Annotated in this window: 21 protein-coding genes; 5 read left to right on the top strand and 16 right to left on the bottom strand. The window is 60.8% G+C overall.

The features are described 5' to 3' along the window. The first annotated feature begins 5 nt into the window (after window positions 1–5). Window positions 6–644 carry a potassium channel family protein gene (locus tag AC1Z36_RS07550; RefSeq protein ID WP_105657082.1) on the top strand — a complete coding sequence of 213 codons (639 nt, stop codon included), beginning with the start codon at window positions 6–8 and terminating at the stop codon, window positions 642–644. Between the two features lie 75 nt (window positions 645–719). On the opposite strand, the gene proC is transcribed toward AC1Z36_RS07550, so the two are convergent. The 6 genes from proC to AC1Z36_RS07520 all read right to left on the bottom strand — a co-directional run bounded on the left by proC (window position 720) and on the right by AC1Z36_RS07520 (window position 8,700). Then, the gene (gene proC, locus AC1Z36_RS07545) at window positions 720–1,562 is read right to left on the bottom strand and encodes a pyrroline-5-carboxylate reductase (RefSeq protein ID WP_426733754.1); all 843 of its coding nucleotides are present in this window, start codon (window positions 1,560–1,562) and stop codon (window positions 720–722) included. Window positions 1,563–1,566: 4 nt separating this feature from the next. Continuing rightward, window positions 1,567–2,391, bottom strand: a complete 825-nt coding sequence (locus tag AC1Z36_RS07540) for a sugar phosphate isomerase/epimerase family protein (protein ID WP_105656960.1) — start codon at window positions 2,389–2,391, stop codon at window positions 1,567–1,569. A 54-nt stretch (window positions 2,392–2,445) separates the two neighbouring features. Beyond that, the gene (locus AC1Z36_RS07535) at window positions 2,446–3,465 is read right to left on the bottom strand and encodes a Ppx/GppA family phosphatase (protein ID WP_105656961.1); all 1,020 of its coding nucleotides are present in this window, start codon (window positions 3,463–3,465) and stop codon (window positions 2,446–2,448) included. Between the two features lie 32 nt (window positions 3,466–3,497). Further along, window positions 3,498–6,287, bottom strand: a complete 2,790-nt coding sequence (gene topA / locus AC1Z36_RS07530) for a type I DNA topoisomerase (RefSeq protein WP_105656962.1) — start codon at window positions 6,285–6,287, stop codon at window positions 3,498–3,500. A gap of 149 nt (window positions 6,288–6,436) precedes the next feature. Then, entirely contained in the window at window positions 6,437–7,087 is a 651-nt protein-coding gene (locus tag AC1Z36_RS07525; protein ID WP_105657083.1) for an ArsR/SmtB family transcription factor, read from the bottom strand. A 23-nt stretch (window positions 7,088–7,110) separates the two neighbouring features. Next, window positions 7,111–8,700 carry a DUF7059 domain-containing protein gene (locus AC1Z36_RS07520; protein WP_483561896.1) on the bottom strand — a complete coding sequence of 530 codons (1,590 nt, stop codon included), beginning with the start codon at window positions 8,698–8,700 and terminating at the stop codon, window positions 7,111–7,113. A gap of 73 nt (window positions 8,701–8,773) precedes the next feature. On the opposite strand from AC1Z36_RS07520, the gene AC1Z36_RS07515 reads away from it, so the two are divergent. Next, the gene (locus tag AC1Z36_RS07515) at window positions 8,774–9,352 is read left to right on the top strand and encodes a GNAT family N-acetyltransferase (RefSeq protein ID WP_105656964.1); all 579 of its coding nucleotides are present in this window, start codon (window positions 8,774–8,776) and stop codon (window positions 9,350–9,352) included. 54 nt (window positions 9,353–9,406) lie between these two features. Here AC1Z36_RS07515 and trhO read toward each other — a convergent pair whose 3' ends face one another. Then, window positions 9,407–10,306 (bottom strand): oxygen-dependent tRNA uridine(34) hydroxylase TrhO, encoded by a 900-nt coding sequence (trhO, locus tag AC1Z36_RS07510; protein WP_105656965.1) that lies wholly within the window; start codon window positions 10,304–10,306, stop codon window positions 9,407–9,409. A gap of 165 nt (window positions 10,307–10,471) precedes the next feature. Here trhO and AC1Z36_RS07505 point away from each other — a divergent pair, with 165 nt between their 5' ends. Both AC1Z36_RS07505 and AC1Z36_RS07500 read left to right on the top strand, forming a co-directional pair. Next, window positions 10,472–11,128, top strand: coding sequence for a GNAT family N-acetyltransferase (locus AC1Z36_RS07505; RefSeq protein WP_105656966.1), 657 nt, complete (start codon window positions 10,472–10,474; stop codon window positions 11,126–11,128). Window positions 11,129–11,226: 98 nt separating this feature from the next. After that, complete coding sequence (locus AC1Z36_RS07500) at window positions 11,227–13,557, top strand: DEAD/DEAH box helicase (RefSeq protein ID WP_133833579.1); 2,331 nt, start codon at window positions 11,227–11,229, stop codon at window positions 13,555–13,557. A gap of 15 nt (window positions 13,558–13,572) precedes the next feature. Here AC1Z36_RS07500 and AC1Z36_RS07495 read toward each other — a convergent pair whose 3' ends face one another. The 7 genes from AC1Z36_RS07495 to AC1Z36_RS07465 form a co-directional block, all read right to left on the bottom strand. Beyond that, the gene (locus AC1Z36_RS07495) at window positions 13,573–13,968 is read right to left on the bottom strand and encodes an Rv3654c family TadE-like protein (RefSeq protein WP_133833578.1); all 396 of its coding nucleotides are present in this window, start codon (window positions 13,966–13,968) and stop codon (window positions 13,573–13,575) included. Then, the gene (locus tag AC1Z36_RS07490) at window positions 13,965–14,300 is read right to left on the bottom strand and encodes a TadE family type IV pilus minor pilin (RefSeq protein WP_105656969.1); all 336 of its coding nucleotides are present in this window, start codon (window positions 14,298–14,300) and stop codon (window positions 13,965–13,967) included. Before AC1Z36_RS07490 ends, AC1Z36_RS07495 begins: the two co-directional genes overlap by 4 nt. A 3-nt stretch (window positions 14,301–14,303) precedes the next feature. Continuing rightward, window positions 14,304–14,486, bottom strand: coding sequence for a DUF4244 domain-containing protein (locus AC1Z36_RS07485; RefSeq protein WP_105656970.1), 183 nt, complete (start codon window positions 14,484–14,486; stop codon window positions 14,304–14,306). Window positions 14,487–14,612: 126 nt separating this feature from the next. Beyond that, the gene (locus AC1Z36_RS07480; protein WP_133833577.1) at window positions 14,613–15,149 is read right to left on the bottom strand and encodes a type II secretion system F family protein; all 537 of its coding nucleotides are present in this window, start codon (window positions 15,147–15,149) and stop codon (window positions 14,613–14,615) included. Next, window positions 15,146–15,826 (bottom strand): type II secretion system F family protein, encoded by a 681-nt coding sequence (locus AC1Z36_RS07475; protein ID WP_133833576.1) that lies wholly within the window; start codon window positions 15,824–15,826, stop codon window positions 15,146–15,148. Before AC1Z36_RS07475 ends, AC1Z36_RS07480 begins: the two co-directional genes overlap by 4 nt. 3 nt (window positions 15,827–15,829) lie before the next feature. Beyond that, a complete protein-coding gene (locus AC1Z36_RS07470; protein WP_133833575.1) occupies window positions 15,830–17,071 on the bottom strand; it encodes a TadA family conjugal transfer-associated ATPase in 1,242 nt (413 codons plus the stop codon). Beyond that, complete coding sequence (locus tag AC1Z36_RS07465; RefSeq protein ID WP_483561895.1) at window positions 17,068–18,192, bottom strand: CpaE-like family protein; 1,125 nt, start codon at window positions 18,190–18,192, stop codon at window positions 17,068–17,070. Before AC1Z36_RS07465 ends, AC1Z36_RS07470 begins: the two co-directional genes overlap by 4 nt. An 87-nt stretch (window positions 18,193–18,279) precedes the next feature. Here AC1Z36_RS07465 and AC1Z36_RS07460 point away from each other — a divergent pair, with 87 nt between their 5' ends. Continuing rightward, the gene (locus AC1Z36_RS07460; RefSeq protein ID WP_483561894.1) at window positions 18,280–19,929 is read left to right on the top strand and encodes a bifunctional 3'-5' exonuclease/DNA polymerase; all 1,650 of its coding nucleotides are present in this window, start codon (window positions 18,280–18,282) and stop codon (window positions 19,927–19,929) included. A gap of 6 nt (window positions 19,930–19,935) precedes the next feature. On the opposite strand, the gene AC1Z36_RS07455 is transcribed toward AC1Z36_RS07460, so the two are convergent. Beyond that, on the bottom strand, window positions 19,936–20,613 hold the full coding sequence (locus AC1Z36_RS07455) for an NUDIX hydrolase (protein WP_105656976.1): 678 nt from the start codon (window positions 20,611–20,613) through the stop codon (window positions 19,936–19,938). Continuing rightward, the gene (gene nth, locus AC1Z36_RS07450; RefSeq protein ID WP_105656977.1) at window positions 20,610–21,404 is read right to left on the bottom strand and encodes an endonuclease III; all 795 of its coding nucleotides are present in this window, start codon (window positions 21,402–21,404) and stop codon (window positions 20,610–20,612) included. Before nth ends, AC1Z36_RS07455 begins: the two co-directional genes overlap by 4 nt. Window positions 21,405–21,559: the final 155 nt, after the last annotated feature.

Raw genomic sequence — 21,559 nt, 5'->3', positions numbered from 1 at the left:
CCCCGGTGCTGGTTATCGGCCTGGGCCGCTTCGGTGCATCTGTCGCTGAAACGCTGGTCAAGCAGGGGCGCGAAGTGCTGGCCATTGAGCGCAGCCCGGAGCTCGTTCAGCAGTGGGCCAGCACCTTGACCCACGTGGTCGCGGCCGACGCGACCAATATTGACGCCCTGCGCCAGCTCGGCGCCCAGGAATTCTCCTCGGCCGTCGTGGGCGTGGGTACCTCCATCGAATCATCCGTGCTGATCACCGTGAACCTGGTGGATCTGGGCATTGAGCATCTGTGGGTCAAGGCCATTACGCCCTCCCATGGCAAGATTCTTACCCGCATTGGTGCCAACCACGTCATCTACCCGGAAGCCGATGCCGGTGTGCGTGCCGCGCACCTGGTCGGTGGCCGCATGCTCGACTTCATTGAATTCGATGACGGCTTCGCCATCGTGAAGATGTACCCTCCGAAGGAGACCCAGGGCTTCACCTTGGCCCAGTCCCAAGTCCGCTCCAAGTACGGGGTGACGATCGTTGGTGTGAAGTCCCCGGGCGAGGATTTCACCTACGCCATGCCGGATACCATGGTGACTCGCCGAGATGTCCTGATCGTCTCGGGGCACGTGGACCTGCTCGAGCGTTTCGCAGCACGCCCGTAGGGCACGAGGATCGGGAATACGGCGGTGGCCGGCAACCAATTGGTTGCCGGCCACCGCCGTATTGAATGCTCGTTCCTAGCCGAGCTCTTCACTCAGCTGCGCTGCACGGGCGGCTGCCGCTTGCGTGCCCGCAGCAATAATCTTTGGAATTCCCTGCTCATCGAAGGTGGCGATAGCCTGCTCGGTGGTGCCCTTCGGGCTGGTTACTGCCTTGCGCAGGGTCGCGGGATCCGCGTCAGGGTTCGAGAGCATCTTGCCGGCACCGGCCACAGTGGCACGTGCCAGCGCGATTGAAAGCTCTTCATCCAAGCCCATGGCCACACCGGCATTGGCCATGGCCTCAGCCAGGTAGAAAGCATAGGCCGGACCGGACCCGGAAATTGCCGAGAGCGCATTTTGCTGCTCTTCGTCGATGACGTGCACGTCGCCGGATCCGGAGAGCAGATCGGTGACCAACTTGGTCTGCTCGTCGCTCACGCTTGCCGCCGGGCTGATTCCCACCACGCCGGCACCGACCATCAAAGGGGTGTTCGGCATGGAACGGATGACCGGCTGGCCAGCTGGCAGATGAGACTGCATGCTGCTCAGGGTGATAGCGGCGGCTACGGAAACAACGACCTTCTGCGCGTCCAGCGATCCGGAAATCTCCTCGCACAGTTCGGTGATGCCTACCGGCTTCACGCCCAGGAAGATAATGTCTGCGCTGGCGGCAGCCCGGCGGTTGGCTTCGGGATCTTCCTCGCTGACCAAGACGTTGATGCCCAATTCGCGCAGTTCCGCTACGCGGTTATCGCTTCGCACGGTAGCGGTGATGAGCTGCGGGTCATGGCCCGAGGCGATGATGCCACGCAGGATGGCGCCGTTCATGGAGCCGGCGCCGAGGAAGGACAGGGACAGATTCTTTGTTGCTTCACTCATATGGCTATTGTGTCATTGGCTTGGGGTCGCTGCCGACTGTTAAGTGCTGGCGGGCAAATTCTAGGGTCTTTCCCAGCCATTCTTCTTTTTGCCCGGTGTTGCGAGCTTTGCGTGTGGAGACCTCGACCGCTACGGTTCCGCTCCAATTGGCATCACGCAGATATTGCAGCGTTTCGGCCACCGGTTGGGTGCCCAGGCCTGGCACAAGGTGCTCGTCTTTGCCGTTATCCAAACCATCGCACAGATGAACGTGCGCCAGTCGCTGGCCCAGGTCCTCGACGGCTTGGCGCGAATCCATATTGGCAATCGCCGCATGGGAGAAATCCCAGGTCACATGCTGGTAGTGCTGCGGGACTGGGTTCCAGTGCGGAAGGTACATTTTCGCTTCACGGCCCCGGGCACGCCATGGGTACATGTTTTCCACGGCGATTTTCATCCCCGTGGTCTCAACCAATCGCTGCACGCCTTCGGCGAATTCTTCGGCGTAGGCGCCCTGCCACCTGAATGGCGGATGGGCGACAACCACATTTGCGCCGACCGCTTGGGCCAGGATGACCGAACGTTCGATCTTGGCCCAAGCAGAGCCCCACACCTGCTGGGTGAGCAGCAGTGTCGGTGCGTGGATGGCCATGATCGGCAGTTGGTACTTGTCCATCAAGGCTTTGAGCGCGGTCGCAGATTGGCTGGCTGCGTTGCCGGTAATCAGCACTTCCAGCCCGTCGTATCCCACGTCCTTGGCCATCGCGAAGGCGTCATGGACGGTCAGCGGATAAACTGACGCGCTAGAGAGGGTGACTGGCACCTTCATTGTGCTCTTCTGGTCTTCCATGCTCTTGCCTCCTGTTACCGTGTCCACTGTGCGGGCACCGCTTAGCCAAGAAGGTTAGCTGCTGGGTTTGGCGAGAAATTTGTACTTCTCGTTATCCAGAGCTACTTCCCCAACTCCAACGCTACTACTGAGCGGTGTCGCAGAGTCAAACATCACGTGATCAAAACGTCGCAGCATCAAGCCTTCACGAATCGCCCAAGGGCAAATCCGCACAGATTTCAGTTTCAAGGCATTCATCGCTTCGTGAGCGACAATCGCCCCGGCAAGCAGTTGCGGGGCGCGAATCTCCGAGACACCGGGCAGTTCTGCCCGTTCAGCCCAGCTCATCGCGGTCAATCGGTTGGTCCACAATTTCAATGCGTCACGATTGAGCACGCGCTTAACATAGGGGCCTTCCGTGCTCGGCGCGGCTCCGGTGATGCGAGCCAGCGAGCGGAAAGTCTTGGAAGTAGCGGTGGCCAAGGTGGGCTTGCCATACTGGCGCAGCTCGGTAGTCGGGTCCGTGAGAACGTCGCGCACGTACGTACGCAGTTCCTTGACTTCCTTAATGGACGGCAGGTCGTTAGGAAGCCATTCGCGGGTCAGACGGCCGGCGCCCAGGGGCACGGAGAAGGCTGTTTGCGGGAACTCGTCAACGCCCAAGGCCAGCTCCAGCGAGCCTCCGCCCATATCCAGGTTCAGGATGGATTCCGAAGACCAGCCAAACCAACGGCGTACGGAGTAGAAGGTCATGCCGGCTTCTTCTTCGCCGGTCAGTTCCATCAAGCTCACGCCCGTCTCGACTTCGACGCGTTCCAGGACGGCAGCACCGTTGGAGGATTCGCGTATCGCTGAAGTGCAGAAAGCCATGAAGTCCTCAACCTGGTGGTTTTCGGCGAACTTGGCGGCTTCCTTGATGAAGGAGATCAGCTCGCGCTGGCCCTCTTCAGTTATGGCGCCATACTCATTGAGGTAGCGCACCAAGGACAAGGGTCGCTTGTGCGAGGCATAGGGAACCGGGCGGGCTCCCGGATATGCATCGACGAGCAACAGGTGAACGGTATTCGAACCGATATCCAATACACCGAGTCTCATGGTGCGCTCCTCGTTAGGCCTGGCAAGAAAGACTAGTCAGTCTTTTTCGCGGTCGTCTTCTTGGCCGTAGCCTTCTTCGCCGGGGTCTTCTTGGCTGCTGGCTTCTTGGCCGGCGCCTTCTTTGCCGTGCGCTTCACCGGTCCGCGGGCACGTTTGTCGGCCAGCAGCTCGATAGCCTGCTCGCGTGTCAGTTCCTCCAGGGAGGTAGTGCGCGGAACGGTGATGTTGGTGACGCCGTCGGTGATGTATGGACCGAAGCGGCCATCCTTGACCACGATGTTCTTCTCGCTGGTCGGGTCCACTCCGAACTCGGCCAATGGCGGTACCGCGGCACGACGGCCACGCTGCTTCGGCTGCGCGTAGATCGCCAGCGCTTCGTCCAAGGTGATCGTGAAGATCTGCTCTTCGCTCTCGATCGAGCGCGAATCGCTGCCCTTCTTCAGGTACGGACCGAAGCGGCCGTTCTGCACGGTGATCTCTTCGCCGTCAGCGTCAGCACCCAGTACACGAGGCAGGCTCATCAGCTTCAGGGCATCTTCCAAGGTCACTGATTCGACAGTCATGGACTTGAACAGCGACGCGGTGCGCGGCTTGACCTTGGTTGGCTTCTTCGGCGGCTTCGGCTTGCCATTCTTGTAGTACTCGACCGGCTGGGCCGCCAATTCTTCTTCGGTTGGCTCCGGGATGATCTCGGTGACGTAGGCGCCGTAGCGGCCATCCTTGGCTACGATCTGGCGACCGGTTTCCGGATCAATGCCCAAGTGCATTTCGGAGACCTGCGAGTTGGCAAAGAGCTCCTCTGCCTTTTCGGCAGTCAGCTCATCCGGGGCCAGATCCTCAGGCACGTTGGCGCGCTGCGGCTCGGTGCCTTCCTCGGCGCCTTCCGGGATGGCACGTTCCAGGTACGGGCCGAACTTGCCCACACGCAAGGTGATGTCGTCGGTGACCTTGATCGAGTTGATCGCACGGGCGTCGATGTCGCCGAGGTTATCGACCACATGCTTCAAGCCTTCGGATTCGGTCTCCGCGCCCTTGCCGAAGTAGAACAGGTTCAGCCAGTCGGTGCGGGCACGATGGCCCTTGGCGATCTCATCGAGATCATCTTCCAGGCGGGCGGTGAAATCGTAGTCCACGTACTTCGCGAAGTGCTCTTCGAGCAAGCGGATCACCGAGAAGGCGATCCAGCTCGGCACCAGGGCGCCGCCTCGCTTGGTGACATAGCCGCGGTCCATGATCGTGGAGATGGTTGGCGCGTAGGTCGACGGGCGGCCGATCTCGCGCTTTTCCAGCTCGGCCACGATCGAAGCTTCGGTGTAACGAGCCGGCGGGGAGGTTTCGTGGCCCAGAGCGGTCAGTTCATCGCCGGCCAGCTGCTGGCCCACAGCCAGCTGCGGCAGGCGGGCTTCGGCATTCTCTGCCGCGGCTTCCAGGGCCTGTTCGTCCTTGCCCTCCTCATAGGCGGAAAGGAAACCGCGGAAGGTGATTACGGTGCCGGAGGCCGAGAACTCGGCCACGCGCTGATCGCTGGCGGTGCCCTGCAGCTTGATGGTGGCGGTGAAGCCCTTGGCATCGGCCATCTGCGAGGCGACGGTGCGCTTCCAGATCAGCTCGTACAATGCGTACTCGTCCTTGGACAACGAGGAACGCACGTCCTTCGGGCGGCGGAACATGTCACCGGCCGGGCGGATTGCCTCGTGGGCTTCCTGCGCGGCATCGTTCTTCGCCTTGTAGACGCGCGGCTTGGCTGGAACGGAATCCGCGCCATACAGTTCGGTTGCCTGCTTGCGCGCGGCATTCACTGCCTCGCCTGAGAGGAAGACCGAATCGGTACGCATATAGGTGATGTAGCCGTTTTCATACAGCCGCTGAGCGATCTGCATGGTGATCTTGGAGCTCCAGCGCAGCTTGCGGGATGCTTCCTGCTGCAGCGTGGAGGTGGTGAAAGGGGCGGCCGGACGACGGGTGTACGGCTTGTCCTCGACGGAGGTCACCGCAAAGCCGGTGTCCGACAGGTTCGCCACCAGCGACTGGGCCGACTCCTGATCCAGGTGGGCCAGCTTATTGCGGGTGGTCTTCAGCTGGCCGCGGTCATCGAAGTCACGGCCGGAGGCGACACGGGCGCCGTCCACTGCCGAGAGCTTCGCTGCGAAGCCTTCGCCTTCACTGGTGGCGAAGTTGCCCTTCACATCCCAGTATCCGGCGGGGATGAAGGCCATGCGTTCGCGTTCGCGCTCGACGACCAAACGGGTTGCCACGGACTGCACGCGGCCTGCGGACAGCCCGCGAGCCACCTTGCGCCAGAGCACCGGTGAAATTTCGTAACCATAGAGGCGGTCCAGGACACGGCGGGTTTCCTGGGCGTCGACGAGGTCGGTATCGAGCTCGCGCATGTTTTCCAGTGCGCGGGCGATGCCTTCCTTGGTGATTTCGGTAAATGCCAGGCGGCGTACCGGAACCTTTGGCTTCAGGACCTGCAGCAGGTGCCACGCGATGGCTTCGCCTTCGCGGTCCGCATCGGTTGCGAGGTAAAGTTCGTCAGCTTCTTTGAGCTTCGCCTTCAGTTCGGAAACGCGCTTCTTCTTGTCCGGGTAGACCATGTAGTAAGGCTCAAAGTCGTTGTCCAGATCGACAGCGAACTTGCCTACTGAGGTCTTTTTCAGCTCGGTTGGCAGTTCTGAGGGCTGCGGAAGGTCGCGGATATGGCCCACTGAGGCATCCACGTCAAAGCCTTCACCCAAATATTTGGCGATCGACTTCACCTTGGCAGGAGACTCCACGATTACGAGTTTCTTACCAGTCTTTTCCTTGGCCTTGGGGGGCACAGCACTCCTTTAGACAACACGGACCTTGGACACCCATTTCCGGGCCCTGATCGATCCGCCATCGCAGCTTCGTTCTTCATGCCTACTCTATAAGCACATTTCCCGATGATCTTACACCGAAGAATCTGCGCTCCCTGAGCCGGGCATACTTATGATGATGCCTCCCCCATGCTCTGGTATTCGGGAAGCAATGAGATTAAGTAGAACATACGCCGCGAATCAATACTGCGTTCCTCGGCTGTTGCCTGTGCCTCGTATTCGTAGACCAGATCCAGCATTCTGCGGTTGAACTCGCGTTGCTTGGCTTCCGAGAGGAAGACCAAACCGCTAGTCAGCATCGGCGGACGATCCGGGTCCGGAGCGATTCCGGTCTTCGCTTCTGCCTCGCGCCGCTGGACTTCAGCATTGAGCCGGGTGCGGAATGCGTTCAATTGCACGTTCAAGTACGCAGTTTTGGCGTTCGCCGAGTCGATCTGCGTGTTCAGCTCTAGCCGTTCACCAGCCGCTCGCCACCGCCGCTCGCGTGCGTCTCCTTCGCTGGCAGCACGAATCACGTACCCGTACTTCTCCAGGGCCCGGAGGTGATAGCTCATGGCGCTAGGTGTCAGCGCACACAAGGATGCAAGTTCTGTAGCGGTGCGGGTGGTCTGCGAAGCAAAGAGCTCATCCAAGACGATCAGTCGAGCGTCATGGGCCAACGCTCGAATCGCCTGGGGGTCAGTGATCGAGACAACTTGTGGGATTTCCGCCTCATCGCGCGAGGCGGCCCCACCTTGTTCCTCAATTGTGTTCCGTGTCATAGGGAAAAACTTTAGCGCTTGTTTCACATTTTCTGAAGCAGGCCATGTCGCAAGAGTCGCTTCACTGCTTCATAAAGCAGGTCCGCGAAGTCTTCTTGCCCTTCTCCAATCAAGGAATCCAACGCGTTGACTAGTTGCGATACCGACAAATCACCATCGCAGGCGGAAACAAATCCTGCCTGCGCGGTATCAAGCAATTCAGTACGGCGCAGCCCTGCCCCCTGCCGCAGCAAGATCACGCCGGGGTGCTCCGCCCCCGGACGCTGATGGCGCTCCTCAGTAACATCCTCGGCCGCCAGCAGGTGCCAATCCTTGAACCCTTCATTGGCGGCGGCCAGCTGGTCGGACATGGCAATGTCCCGCTGCAGGGTCGGGGCCAGCGGCTGTTCCACCTGGTGCGAGATCTGCTCGTAGCGCTGCAGTACCGGATGGCCTGCGGCTGGACGGCGGAAGTACACCAGACCGAAGCCGATGGCACCCACGCCGCGGGACTCGAAGTCATCGAGGTATGCGTTGTAGGCGGAGATGTATGAAGTGCTGTCCTCGGTCTGGGAAGCGTCGCGCAGCCATGTCTCGGCGTAGCCGCTTGGCGTTGTTTGCTCGCGCTCGATCACCCATACGTCCAGCTGGTCGCCGAACCACTGGCGCACGCGGGCATCCCACGGCTGGTTGGATTCATCATCTAGGCGAGGAATCTCCCAGTTTGACAGCATTTGCATGCAGCCACCCGGCGCCAGGAAGCCAGGAGCCTGCTCGATCAAGGTGCTCACCAGCGTATCGCCGGCCATCCCGCCATCACGGTAGGTGAACCGGTCCTTGGCGCGCTCGTTGCTGCTTCGCGGGGTAATCACGAACGGCGGGTTGCTGGCGATCAGGTTGAAAGTGGATCCAGCCACCGGATCGAACAGGCTTCCCTGGAGCAGGGTGACCCGCGATTCGAGGTTATCCGGATCCAGCTCCAGGGCCTGGTAGTTGAGCATCAGGTTGAAGCGGGTGAAGCCCAGGGCTCGGGCCGACAGGTCTGTGGCCGTAACATGCTCCGCGTGCGATAGCAGATGGAACAGCTGGATGCCGCAGCCGGTACCCAAGTCCAGTGCGCGCTCGACCTTTTCGCGGATCGTGATCTGCGCCAGGGTCAGGGACGCCTGGCCAATGCCCAGCACATGGTCGGTGCGCAACACGCCGGGACGCTGGTGGGCACCCAGGTCGTGGGCCACCCACAATTCACCGTCAGCATCGGAGGAATGCAGCGCCAGGGCAATCTTGGCCCGGTAACCGGTAGCCCAGGACTCGATCAGGCCCAGCTTGAGCAATCCGTCGGTCTTCAATGTCGGGAAGGCGGCATTGATGGCCGCGTCTTCCTGGGTCTGGCCCATTTGGAAGAGGCGAACCACACAGGCAAGCGAGCTATCTGGCCTGCTACGATCCAGGTTTCGCAAGGCAGGGTGGAGCTGGTCGCGGGCAAATGCTGCCGCAGCTTCCTCACCAAGCAGCCCCGCAACATTTTCATAGTTGTACCCGACATCAGTGAGGTCTTTGGCTAGCGAGTCGATGAGCAGTTGATTGTAGCTCTGGGGAGCGTCATCAATGGAAGAAAATTCAGCAGCATTCACACCTCCAAGTCTACCGAGTAACTCAACGGGTGATAGCTAGGCCAGGCAAACTACGGCGACCTATGATGTGGGCATGACCCAAGTAACGGTGACCTATCTCCAGCAACTCGACTCCGCTGATGTCATTCGCTCGGCCAAGTCCTTGCCCGAGGACGCCCGGATCGAGCTGGCCAAGGAGATCACCCCGGAATTTTCGCGGTTTCTGTATCAGAGCGTGGGCAGCGAATTGAACTGGTCTGACCGCCTGGGTTCGACCCGAGACCAGTGGGACGAAGTGCTCCGACGCCCGGGCTCAGAAACCTGGGTGCTCTACCAGCACGGTGCTCCCCAGGGGTACGTGGAGCTCGTCACGGAAGTCGCGGACGCCGGCAGCGAGGTCGAGATCTTCTACTTCGGCTTATTTCCCGAAGCTACCGGCCGCGGCCTTGGCGGGGTGCTGCTCAGCGAAGCACTGCAACAGGCCTGGGCCCTGGGTTCACGATGGCCGCAGCTGCCTGAGGTCAGCCGGGTATGGCTGCATACCTGCTCACTGGACGGACCGGCGGCGCTACCGAACTACCAGGCGCGAGGGCTGAGAATCTACCGGACCGAGGTGGAACAGGTCGACGTCAAGGATGCGTCGCGCGGAATGTGGCCGAAGGTGACCGCATAGAAAACGCGGCCTGGACTTATGGAAAGTCCAGGCCGCGGTTGGTGAAAGCTGAAGTTAGGCGTCTACGGTGCTGCAGTCTGGGCAGCGGCGCAGTGCTTCGTCCTTTGCGCAGTCCTCGCAGAACAGGCGCAGGTTGCGGCAGGCCGGGTCCGAACAGTTCTCGAACTTGTTGGTTGGACCTTGGCAGCCCACGCATTCACCGATGGTGACAGCGTCTTCGGAGAATTCGGTATGCATGCGCTTATCGAAAACGTAGAGAGAGCCTTCCCATAGGCCTTCATCCCCGTACTTCTCGCCATAGCGGACGATGCCGCCCTGCATCTGGTACACCTCTTGGAATCCGCGTTTGACCATCAAAGCCGAAAGCACTTCGCAGCGAATGCCGCCGGTGCAGTAGGTGACCACCGGCTGGTCCTTCAGGTGGTCGTACTTGCCCGAATCCAGCTCGGCAACGAAATCGCGGGTGGTGTCCACTTCGGGGACAATCGCGTCCTTGAACTTGCCGATCTGCGCTTCGAATGCGTTGCGGCCATCGAAGAAATGGACCTTCTCGCCGGTCTTCTTCTTGTTGTCAACCAGCTCGTGAAGTTCTTCGGGGCGCAAGTGGGTGCCACCACCGACAACACCGTTCTCGTCAACTTCCAGTTCGCCAGGAGCGCCGAAGGTCACGATCTCGTCGCGAACCTTGACGGAGATACGCGGGAAGTCTTCTGCCGAACCTTCCGACCACTTGATATCCATCTTCTTGAAAGCTGGCAGTTCTCGCGTGGCCTTGACGTAGGCCTTGACTGCGGAGATCTCGCCACCAACGGTGCCGTTGATGCCGTCTTTGGAGATGATGATGCGTCCGCGCAAGCCCCAGCGCTCCAGCAGCGAGCGCTGCCAAAGGCGGATTGCCTCCGGGTCTGGGAGCGGAGTAAAAGCGTAATACAGAACAATACGATGAATGGCCACCCTACAATGTTAGTAGCTTTTGGCCGCGAAACGCCGAGGAAAAGAGCAATGTCACATTGATCTTTCCCGAAAATATCGGGCTCTCGGCCAGTGCAATAGTTCCAAGTAGGCAACGATTAGTTCAATGTCAGCTAATTCCTAGGAAAGACAAGGTAGGGTCAAATTATGGCATCAAACGCAAGCGATGAACTGATTGGCACCTGGGTAGCAGGCTGGGCTGGGGCTCGTGGTTATGAAACCCGCAACGAAGGACGGGTCCACGCTGCGCTGCGCCACGACACCACTGAAGACTGGGAATACGTCATCTATGGTCCCTCCAAAGAGGAACTCGCAGCAGTAGCCGAGACCCTGACGAAGCACCCGAACCGTCGGCTGACGGCTTTCGACGACTCCGCCGAGAATCTGGTTGCCATTGCGGCTGAAGTAGGCCTGCAGGTCACTGCCGATGACGAAGCACTGATGGTCACCGAACTAGCCGTGCACGACGTCGAGGTCCCACTGCCTGCAGACGGGTTCGTCTTCCAGATTGAACGCGATGGCACTCATGCCTACGTTTCGCTGCATCCCGAGGACAACCAGGAAGTCGTTGCGGCATCCGGCCATGTCTCAGCAGTTGGCGGATACGCAATCTTCGACCGCATCATCACCGGCGCCGATTTCCGCCGCAAGGGCCTAGGTACCCTGATCATGCGTGCGCTGGCTTCGCTGGCTCAAGAACACGATGTTGATGAAGGCCTGTTGATCGCTTCGGTCGATGGCCAGCAGCTTTACGCTTCGCTGGGCTGGACTTCGCTGGGCAAGGTTGTCATGTTCAAGGCCTAGGGCCTCCAAGATTACTCTTATCGCCGTGCTTGACGCTTCCGCGTCAAGCACGGCGATAGTCTTTAACTCCAGCAGTTCTCGGTCCGGAAGGCGTCCTCGTGAAGTCAGTGCGTTCTCTCTTAGATCCCTATGACCGGACCAATGATCCCGATGCTGTGGTGCACCGCCGCACCAGGACTGCCAAAGACGAGATCACCAGCCAATGGCCAGCGTGGCTCAGCGCTGAACTAGTTGGGATATTCCAGGGACTGGGCATCCAGCAGCCTTGGCTGCACCAGGCCCAAGCAGCCAACCTCATCCACGAGGGCCACCACACCATAGTTTCCACCGGTACCGCCTCAGGCAAGTCCATGGCCTACCTGATGCCAAGTCTGGAACAGTTGTACCAGGCGAAGGACAGCGGATTCAACGATGCTGATGCCGGTGCATCGGTGCTTTATATCTGCCCAACCAAAGCACTGGCAGCCGACCAGCTTTCCGCTGTGGAGTCCCTAGGCGTTCCCGGGGTCCGAGCCGCTCCCTACGATGGCGATACCGACCAGGCCACCCGTGCTTGGGTACGCCAGCACGCCAACTTCGTCTTCACCAACCCAGATATGCTGCACCGCGGCATCCTGCCCAACCATCCGGCCTGGTCCAGATTCTTCAAGCGCCTTCGCTACATCATTATCGACGAGGCCCATTCCTACCGTGGGGTCTTTGGCGCACACGTAGCCAACCTGATGCGCCGGTTGCGTCGCATTTGCGCCTATTACGGCAGCTGCCCGGTCTTCATCGGTGCGTCCGCGACGAGCTCAGACCCCGAAGCATCCTTCGGGCGTCTCATTGGGGCGCCAGCTCAAGCGGTGACCAACGATTTCTCCGCCAGCGGTGAACTGGTGATGGCCTTGTGGGAACCTCCGATGAGTGATCACCGCGGTGAAAACGGTGCGCCGGTACGGCGTACCGCCATCGCCGAGAGCGCTTCGATCCTCACCGATCTGATGGCTGATCATATTCGAACCATTGTCTTCATCAAGTCCCGCCGCGGTGCTGAAACAATCGCAACGCTCACCCGCAAGCATCTGGAAAAATTTGCACCGGATCTATCCGTCCGGCTTGCAGCGTACCGCTCGGGCTACTTGCCTAATGAACGCCGTGAGGTGGAAAAGCAATTGCGCAGTGGCGAGCTGCTGGGTGTCACCTCAACTTCGGCGCTGGAACTGGGTATCGATATTGCGGGGCTGGACGCGGTAGTGGTGGCTGGGTGGCCAGGCACCCGCGCATCGTTCTTCCAGCAAATCGGCCGTGCCGGACGTTCGGGCCAGGATGCGCTGGCGATCTTTGTCGCAGCTGAAGATCCGTTGGACACCTACCTGGCACATCATCCCGAAGCCATCTTCGATTTGGGTGTCGAAGCGACAGTCTTTGATCCGCAGAATAAGTATGTGCTTAGCGGCCACCTCTGCGCCGCCGCGCAAGAATCTCCCCTGCGCCCGGAGGAGTTGGAAATTTTCGGTCCGCAGACCGAACAGCTTCTGGATTCGCTGGTGCAACGCGGCTACTTGCGCCGGCGCCCGGCTGGATGGTTCTGGACGCATCCGCAACATGCGGCAGGGATGTTCTCCATTCGGGCCGATGGCGGTGGACCAGTGGACATCATCGATGCGGAAACCGGCGCTCTGCTAGGCACGATGGATTCCCCGCAAACGCATTATCAGGCGCATCCCGGGGCCATCTACGTCCATCAGGGTGCCAGCTACCATGTGGAAGAACTTGATGAGCAGAACCACGTGGTGATCGTGACTCGGGTGAATCCTGATTACTACACCACGGCGCGTGATCTCACCACGGTTGCCATTGATTCCGAGGAACGCAGCCGTAACCACCGAGAACTGACGATTCATTTCGGTGAAGTCACTGTGACCACCCAGGTCGTGTCTTTCCAGCGGAAGTCGGTGGCTTCTAATGAAGTGCTGTCCGAAGAACCGTTGGAGCTTGAAGCCCGGGATCTGAATACCAAGTCCATTTGGTTCACCCTGACCGAGCAGCGATTGCTTCGAGCTGGTTTGGAGGTAGATCAGTTCCCCGGAGCCTTGCATGCTGCCGAGCATGCCATGATCGGGTTGCTGCCGCTGGTTGCTACCAGCGACCGTTGGGATATCGGCGGAGTATCCACTGCGCTACACATGGATACCGGCCATCCGACAATTTTCGTCTATGACGCGCAGCCTGGCGGTGCTGGATTCGCCGAGCGTGGTTTCGAGCGCTTCACCGATTGGATCCGGGCCACCCGGGATGCCATCGAGGCCTGCGAATGCCAGCACGGCTGCCCAAGCTGCGTGCAGTCCCCCAAGTGCGGTAACCGCAATAATCCATTGGACAAGGCTGGAGCGATCTTGCTGTTGACGGCCGTGCTTGACGACGTGGAGCCAGCGCACCACCGCTAACCGCTTCCGCCATGCTCACCGCCCCGGTGCATCCAGTGGCGGTGCTCCCGCCCGTGCCTGGGCTTCGGCCAGATACAGTTCTATGCCCAGGGCACGGAATCCGACAGGAACGTTCGTCGTAACGCGCACCGACTGGCCGTCGGGTTCCACCGTGCATGCTGCCAGCAGTGCACCGTTGGATTCGGCCAACAACGCCGCAACTGTGCAGGGGTCCCCGGGGCGCAACCCGCGGGCCGTATCCGCAGCAGCCAGCGCCGACAGATCGGCGGCGCTGGCAGCCTGCATCGCGGCTCGGGTTGCTGCAACCCATGCCAAGACGGCACCGGCAATTAGCAGTGCAACAACCACGAGCGCTGTTGCCATGACCGTTCCGCTACCCTGTTCGCTTCGAAGGCTCCGCCGCTTTTTCATTCGACGGCCACACTGGCTTGTCCATGGATTTGAAGGCTGCCAACGATTGGAAGGCTCACCGATTTGCTGACGTGAACCTGCCAGTAGCCGTTGGCTGTTGAGAGCGAGAAACGGGCTTGGCTTCCTGCCAGCCTCACGCCGCTGGCGCGAGCGGTTGCATCGTCCTCGCCGCGGGCCAATTCCCTGGCCATGGCACCGGCTGCCTGCTGAACTTGGATCTGCTGGATCCCGACGACACCCAAGCACAAACCCAAGGACAGCATCATGGCAACCGCGGGTAGCAGCACCGCAAATTCGGCGGTACTGCTACCCGATTCGTCGCTGAAGCTCATGGCCTACAGCGACAGCGCTTTAGTAATCAGGCCCATCAGCATGCCACGTACGTCGCCGCTGGACAGGATGCTGATCAGCAAGCCGGCAAAAGCCACGGCAGCCAGCGTGACCATAGCAAATTCGGCGGTGGTGGATCCCTGCTCTTCTCGCAGCAGATCCCTGATTTCCCGGAACCGTCGGTTCATTGTGTTGTCCTTTCTAGACTGTCATCCCCGGCGTCGATACCGTGGATGTTGTGCTTCTACCATCGGCGAGCGCCGCGGGCAGCAACATGGGTTTCCTACGAGCTGGGCATAACCTTCGGCCGGGGATTACTGGTAGCTGGGGAATAGCGCGATGATCAGTGGAACCACGCCCAGGGCGATGAAAGCCGGCAGTGCGCAGGCCCCTAGAGGCAGTACGAGCCTGGTACCGAATTGTGCTCCGAGGCGCGCGACTTTCTGTGCATGTTCACGGCGTTGCAGAATCGCGGTATTTCGTAGCAGATTGGCTGCCGGCGCTCCGGTCATGTGGGCAAAGTGCAGTGCTTTCCGCAGCGGGTCGAGCCAGGGCGGAACGGCTTCCCAGGCTTTGTCCCACGCCATGTTCATTTCCAAGCAGCGCGCTACGCTGCGCAGCACCGCGCACTGTTCAATGCTGTGACCGAGCAGATCGAGGATCTCGGTGATGGGCATCCCCGAGTCCAACAGGCTGGCGCTCAGATCCAGGATCAGCTCGACAGGTTTTTCATCTTCCTGCCGTCTTTTCCCAAGGCACTGCGGCGCCTTGCCTTCTCGACTTTTCGAGTTGGGCCGTCCTAATGCCAAAGCGATGGAAAGCGCCCCTAGAAGCAGAATCAGAACGATCATGACAGTGCCTGGCTAGTGGTTGCCTGCATGAGCCGCCGGCACCAGATCCGGTTGGCGATCCACAGCAATGCTCCAATGAGCACGCTGAGTTGCGCCGCCCATGATCGGCCTATTGTGCCCAGAACATCAATGCCCACAAGCAGACCGAATCCAAACCCGACTAGTGGAAGCCATGTCAGCAACTTAGTCGTTGCTTTCGGGCCAGCCATAGCCGCCTCGAATGCTTGCTGGGCTACTAGGGCGCATTCGAGGTCTTCGGCTAGCCGTTCCAGCACATCGGCAAGGCTTGCGCCGCTGCGTTCGGAGAGTTCCAGGCACCAGTGCAGTCGTCGCACCGCTGGACCTTGTCCCTGCTCCGCCGGAAGACCGGGTCCGGGAGCGCTGTTGCTTAGCCGATGCGTTGCTTGGAGGTCTTTGAGCGCTCGGATGATGTTCCCGCTGTCGTCCTCGGCCTCCAGCAACGCATCAACTGCGGGATGGAAATCCAATCCGCTTCGGAGCAGCGCCGAGAGTTCACGAATGATGCGGGCATCGGTGCTCAGTACCTGGTCATCGTCCGTGTGGCGTTCCGCCCCGCGATCCCGGAGCCTGCGCAGGGAACCCGCTTTGATTTTGCTTGCCGGGTGCGCGGGGATCCACAGCCACAAGGCCAGTGCGCCAAAGATGAGGATCAGCATTGGTCAACGCTCCTTGGCGTGCTCATCGCCTAGCGCCTTGGCAATGGTGCACGTGAGCGATGGGCCAAATCTGTTCGCCAGGAAGTTGTGCCCGTAGTCGGCCAGCGGTTCGGCGGCGTCCAGGTCTATCAGGCGCCGCATGTGCATCTGGCCATCGCTACCGGTGTCCAGGCATCCAAGGGCCACCGGTCCGCGCTGCCCTTGGCTCCCCCTGTTCATGTGAATGACAAGATCCAAGGCGCTGGAGGCCTGCAACGAAGTCGCCTGCACGCTCCATCCGGCGAGCGCACCCAGCGCCGCCAAGCGGGCCGGAACTGACTGCGGGTTGTTGGCGTGCATGGTGCCTGCGGCTCCCTGATGCCCCGTGTTCATGGCTGCCAGAAAATCGCGTATTTCCTCCCCACGGCATTCGCCAACGACCAGACGGTCAGGGCGCATGCGCAGGGCTTGGACAACCAAATCCTTCAGCTGCACCTGGCCGGCAGATTCGACGTTGGCCGACCGGGTTTGCAAGGACACAACATGCGGGTGCGGTACATGCAGTTCTTGCGAGTCTTCCACGATGACCAGACGGTGCCGCGGATTGGCTTCGGCAAGCATGGCTTGCAGGAGGGTAGTTTTGCCGCTGCCTGTTCCTCCGGTAATCAGGAAGTTCATCTGGCGTTCCACGATGGCTTGAAGCAGCGGTAGCCAGAACCCGTTCGATCCTTCCAGGACGGTGCCCAGTTCGAGCTGGGCACTGCGCTTGACGCGAATCGAGATCAGCGGTCCGGCTGTGGCAATTGGAGGCAGTACAGCGTGGACGCGGTAATTCTTCAAGCTCATGTCCATGAACGGGCTAGCTGAATCGAGCCGTCGGCCCGCAAGGGTTGCAAGATGGACGGCCAGGGTCCGAACCTGCTCTGGGGAAGAAAACCGGAATTCGGTGGGCTGCAGGCCGGCCGGAGAATCCGTCCAGACCATCCCTTGCCCGTCGACCAGGACATCGGTCACCTCGGGCCGCTGTGCGAAAGGCTCGAGGATTGATAATCCTGCCACTTCGTTCTGCAGCGATTCCAGCGATTGTGCGGCACCTTGGGAACCCAGAGCCGCGCCGGAGTCGTGAACGGCTCCTGCCAAGGCAATCGCATCAAGCTGCCCGCCGGTGAGCAATGCGCGTTCACGCACGGATTCAAGGATTTTGGCATCCAGCACAGGCCCGCCCGTTGATGGGTTGGCGTTGTGGCTATGCCGGCCCGGGCTCATGGGTGCTGCTCCTTCATTTGCGGTATCAGGCAGAGGTTGGACAGGTGCTGGCGCAATGCCCGGGATTTGAAACTGTCGTATAATTGGCCGCGCTCGATCGCTTTGCTGATCCGGGGAAAATCGGGGAAGGCACCAAGAATCTGAGGAAAACCCGCAGGGGTGCTGCGTAGTTTCTGTTCCCCGCACAGCACCACTTCCCCAGAGGCTGGCACGGTCAGCGAACTGACAGTGGCGATATTCCGGTCTATGAATTGGTTCAGTGCCAGCCGTTGCGGATGCGGTGCGCGCCCGGCATCCACTACGACCAGATCGAATCCTTGCCGGGCGGCGGCCAGCAGGCGGATCACCAGCTGGTCCTCCAGCTCATGCGTTCTGCTTGCCTGGGACCAGGTCAAGATCGCGGTATCGCGAAGCTTCGGCAGCGTTTCAGCCAGTTGATGAGCAGCAAGCGCGCCACCGGATTGCCGCAATTCTTCCCATCCAATTCCCGTTGGCGGTTGGGTGCAAACCAGCGGCCAAGCGCCCTGGGAATGCGGATCCAGATCAATCATGGCGCTGCGAAGACCACTTAATGTCCCGGCATGCGCCAGCAACAGGGCCAGGGTCGTTGTTCCCAGCCCGCCTGCTGTGGAATGCAGTGCCAGTGTGTGTCCATGCCCTGCCCTCATGGCCCATAGACCCAGGTACTCGCCGAGCCATTGGCTGGCCGAGGGCAAAACTGCCACCCTTGCCTTGGGAATTCTGCTGGCCAAGCTCCACACGATGGCCTCGCCATCTTCCAGACCGACCAGGACATCCACCGGCCGGCTCGTATTTTCGGCTAGTGCTGCCATGTCGCTGCCCCACAGCACCGGCCCAGAACCATCGGCGGGCAGCAGCTGCGGGTCGGTGCATTTGTTGATTCTCACCGCCGCGCCGACCGCGATCACTGCGCATCGCTCAATAATCCGTGCATCGTTGCTCACGATGGTGCAGATCGGTTCATCTTCCGCCGTGCGGTCAGCCGCTGCCGGCCTCCTGGTGCTGTTCGGAGGCGCCTGCGCGAAATCCAGTTCAGTCATCACGAATCGTTGGGTGTCCTTCAGCGGTTTAGCCGATGAGGACTCTGATAGCCATTTCATGCATCGAGCGTGGCATCTGCCTAATCATTTGCGTGCCGCTCGCCAACCAACTGGGGATATCGGCCGCTGGCACGGCACAATAGATCCATGAGTGCCATCGCTTTCCTTGCTGCCGATCCTGATGGCTATGCCCTGATCGATCTTCGCGACCAGTATTCTGGCAACTCGCTGCAGCCGGTCGTCTCGGTATCCCGGGATGATTTTGCCGGATTTGTTGCCGAAATCGAAGCACGGCATTCGCCCCGATGGGCCATGCTCCGCACCACCCCGTGGATGCAGCCACTTGTTTCTGCGGGTGTTCATCTGGCCAAGGCCTGCATTCTCTCCTTGGCCCAACGCATCTTGCACCGCTCGCCGCTGAGTGAGGAAAAGCTCGAAGACTTCGATCTTGAACGACCAGTTCAGGCTCACGAAAGGGCCAACCAGGATGCGCTCTTTGCCGCCCCGACCTCCGGCGAATCCCTTTCCGAGCTCGTAGCCATGTACGTTGCCCAGCGCAAGGCGTTGCCGCAGGATCCCAGCACCCGTCAGCGTCTGGAATTATTGATCCACGCCGAATCGGTAGGTGCGTTGATTGCCTGCGAGATGGAAGCGGCCGGTTTGTCGTGGGATGAAGCCGGACACCGCGCCCTGCTGCGCGAGCAATTGGGCGAACGCGTATCCGACTATGGACGGCCGCCGAAACTCGCGGCCAAGGCCCAGCAATTGGCCAAGGCATTAGGCAGTCCCGGGCTCAACCCGGATTCGCCGCAGGAGCTGTTGCGCGCCCTGCATAAGGCCGGTTTCGCGGTGAGCTCGGTGCGGGCCTGGGAACTGGAGCAGATCAAGCATCCATTGATTTCTGAGGTTCTTGAATACAAGAAACTCTCGCGTCTTGCCAGCACCCATGGTGATGCGTGGTTGGATCAATGGGTGAAAGGCGGCCGTTTCCATCCGCATTATGTGCTGGGAACGGTGACTTCAGGACGCTGGGCCGCTTCTGGTGGCGGGGCGCTCCAATTGCCGCATTCCATCCGGCAGGTCGTGCGCACCCGTCCCGGCTCGACGTTTGTGGTGGCCGACGGGAGGCAACTGGAACCTCGAATCCTGGCAGCTATTTCCAATGACCAGCAATTGCAAAAAGCAGGCCAGCAAGATGACCTGTACCAGTGGCTGCTCGATGCCCAGCTCGTGGCTTCCCGAGATGAGGCCAAGCTGGGCATGCTCTCGGTCATCTACGGCGGTGGCGGCGGTGCTTCAGGTGCAGTGGGTGCGGCCCTGACCCGCAGTTTTCCCACCGCCATGCGTTTTGTCGAACAGGCAGCTCTTGCCGGCGAGCAAGGTGAAGGCGTGCGCAGTTTCCTCGGCCGCGGCTGCCCGCCAGCCGATGAGCAGTGGCTGCAGGCGCAGAAAGCTACCAACGATGAAGCATCGCAGCGGGCTGCTGACGGCGCGGCGAGAGCCCGCGGCCGGTTCACCAGGAACTTTGTCGTACAGGCGACCGCCGCGGAGTGGGCTTTGGTGTGGATGGGCCACGCACGGCACCTGATCCATCAGGCCGGGTGGAGCCAGACCTGCCGCCAGGTGTTCTTTGTCCATGACGAAATCGTCTTTGAATGCCCCACCGAATTGGCTGGGCAACTGCAGGAGCTCATCCGGCATGCGGCCATGCTCGCCGGGCGTTCCCTGTTCGGCCAGGCCTCGCCGCGCTTCCCGGTCAGTGTTGCGATCTCCGGGAACTACGCGCATGCGAAGTAGCCGGCTTCAGGCCATGCGCAGTTCACGGCGGTTGTTCCACGGCTGGGTCCAACCCAGCTCGTTGAACAGCCTGTCCAGCACGATCGCGGTGAAGCCCCAGATGATCCGGTCTTCAAAATCGAAGGCCGGGGACTTGAACTTCTGATTGCCGCGCTGCACCACGCCGGTCAGGCGATTCCTCGGCTCCAGCAGGTGCGCCACCGGGGCGCGGAATACGCCGGCGCTTTCGGCCGGGTCAGCCGGATAAACCCTGGATTCGGTATGCCACCAGCCAATCACCGGGGTGACCAGGAAGTTCGAAACCGGCAATTCGGTTTCCCCCAAGGTGCCCAGGACCTCGATCCCGGAGGTGTCCACGCCAGTTTCCTCCCACGCCTCGCGCAAGGCGGCGTCGGCAACGCTCGAATCCTCCTGGTCGATGCCGCCTCCGGGGAAAGCGATCTGGCCCGCGTGCTTGCGCAGGGTCGCGGCGCGCTCCACGAACAGCACGTCCAGATCGCCGGCCCGGGAGTGCGGCTCCAGGGCCGCTTCGCCGGCAGCACCGAACAGGATCAGTACCGCGGCACGGCGCGCAGCACCGAGCTCGATATCGCTCATCACCCATTCGCTGGGCAGTTTCTGCGTTGCCCCGACCTGTGCCGTGTGGCGGGCAATTACTTTTTCCAGTTCCAAGCGCGCGCTCATGCGTCCAATCCGTATCCTTCAGCCCTCAGCTCGCGGCGGGTTGCGCCGGCGATCATTTTCGCCAGCAATTCTTCCCGTCCTGGTGCGAGCTCATACTTGAGCAACGCTGTGGCCTTGGCAGGTATTTCCTCGCCGATGCCGAACGAGGGGCAAAGCTTGGCGATGGCGCAGGCCCCGCAGGCAGGTTTGCGCGAGTGGCAGACGCGGCGGCCATGGAAGACCACGCGGTGGCTGAGCATCGTCCAGTCGCGTTTTTCGAACAGTTCCCCCACCGCGTGCTCGACCTTGACCGGATCGGTTTCATCGGTCCACCCAAAGCGGTTGGCCAGGCGCCCGAAGTGGGTGTCCACGGTGATTCCGGGAACACCGAAGGCATTTCCCAGCACGACGTTGGCGGTTTTGCGTCCCACCCCGGGAAGCTTCACCAGCTCTTCGAGCTTGGCTGGCACTTCTCCGTCAAAGCGTTCAACCAAGGCGGCGGATAGCCCGAGCAGGGAGTCCGTCTTGGCGCGGAAGAAACCGGTGGGGCGGATCAGCTGCTCAAGCTCGCCCCGTTCGGCTTGGCTCATTGCGTGGGCGTCCGGGAAACGGGCGAAGAGCGCTGGAGTGATGGCATTGACCCGCACGTCGGTGGTCTGCGCGGAGAGCACGGTGGCTACCAGCAGTTCGAAGGGGTTCTCGAAGTCCAGTTCGGGCACCGCGTAGGGGTAGGCCTTCGCCAGTTCCCGGTTGATCTTGCGTGCCCGGCGCTTCAGCCCCAGCTCGGTTTCGTTGTCCAATTTCTTCGCCACGCTTTAGATCGTGTCATGAGGGCGTGAAGTTTTCACCCTTGGACACCACCTTGGCGTGCTGTTCATCGCGTGCAGCTAACCGCTCGGCGCACAAATTACCCCATTTCCCCTTTCCCGGTGACACAAAGCACACCGGCCCTGCTGGAGGATGTAAC

The organism is Glutamicibacter sp. BS14, from assembly GCF_056934375.1.
This window is presented reverse-complemented; position numbering and strand designations above follow the sequence as displayed.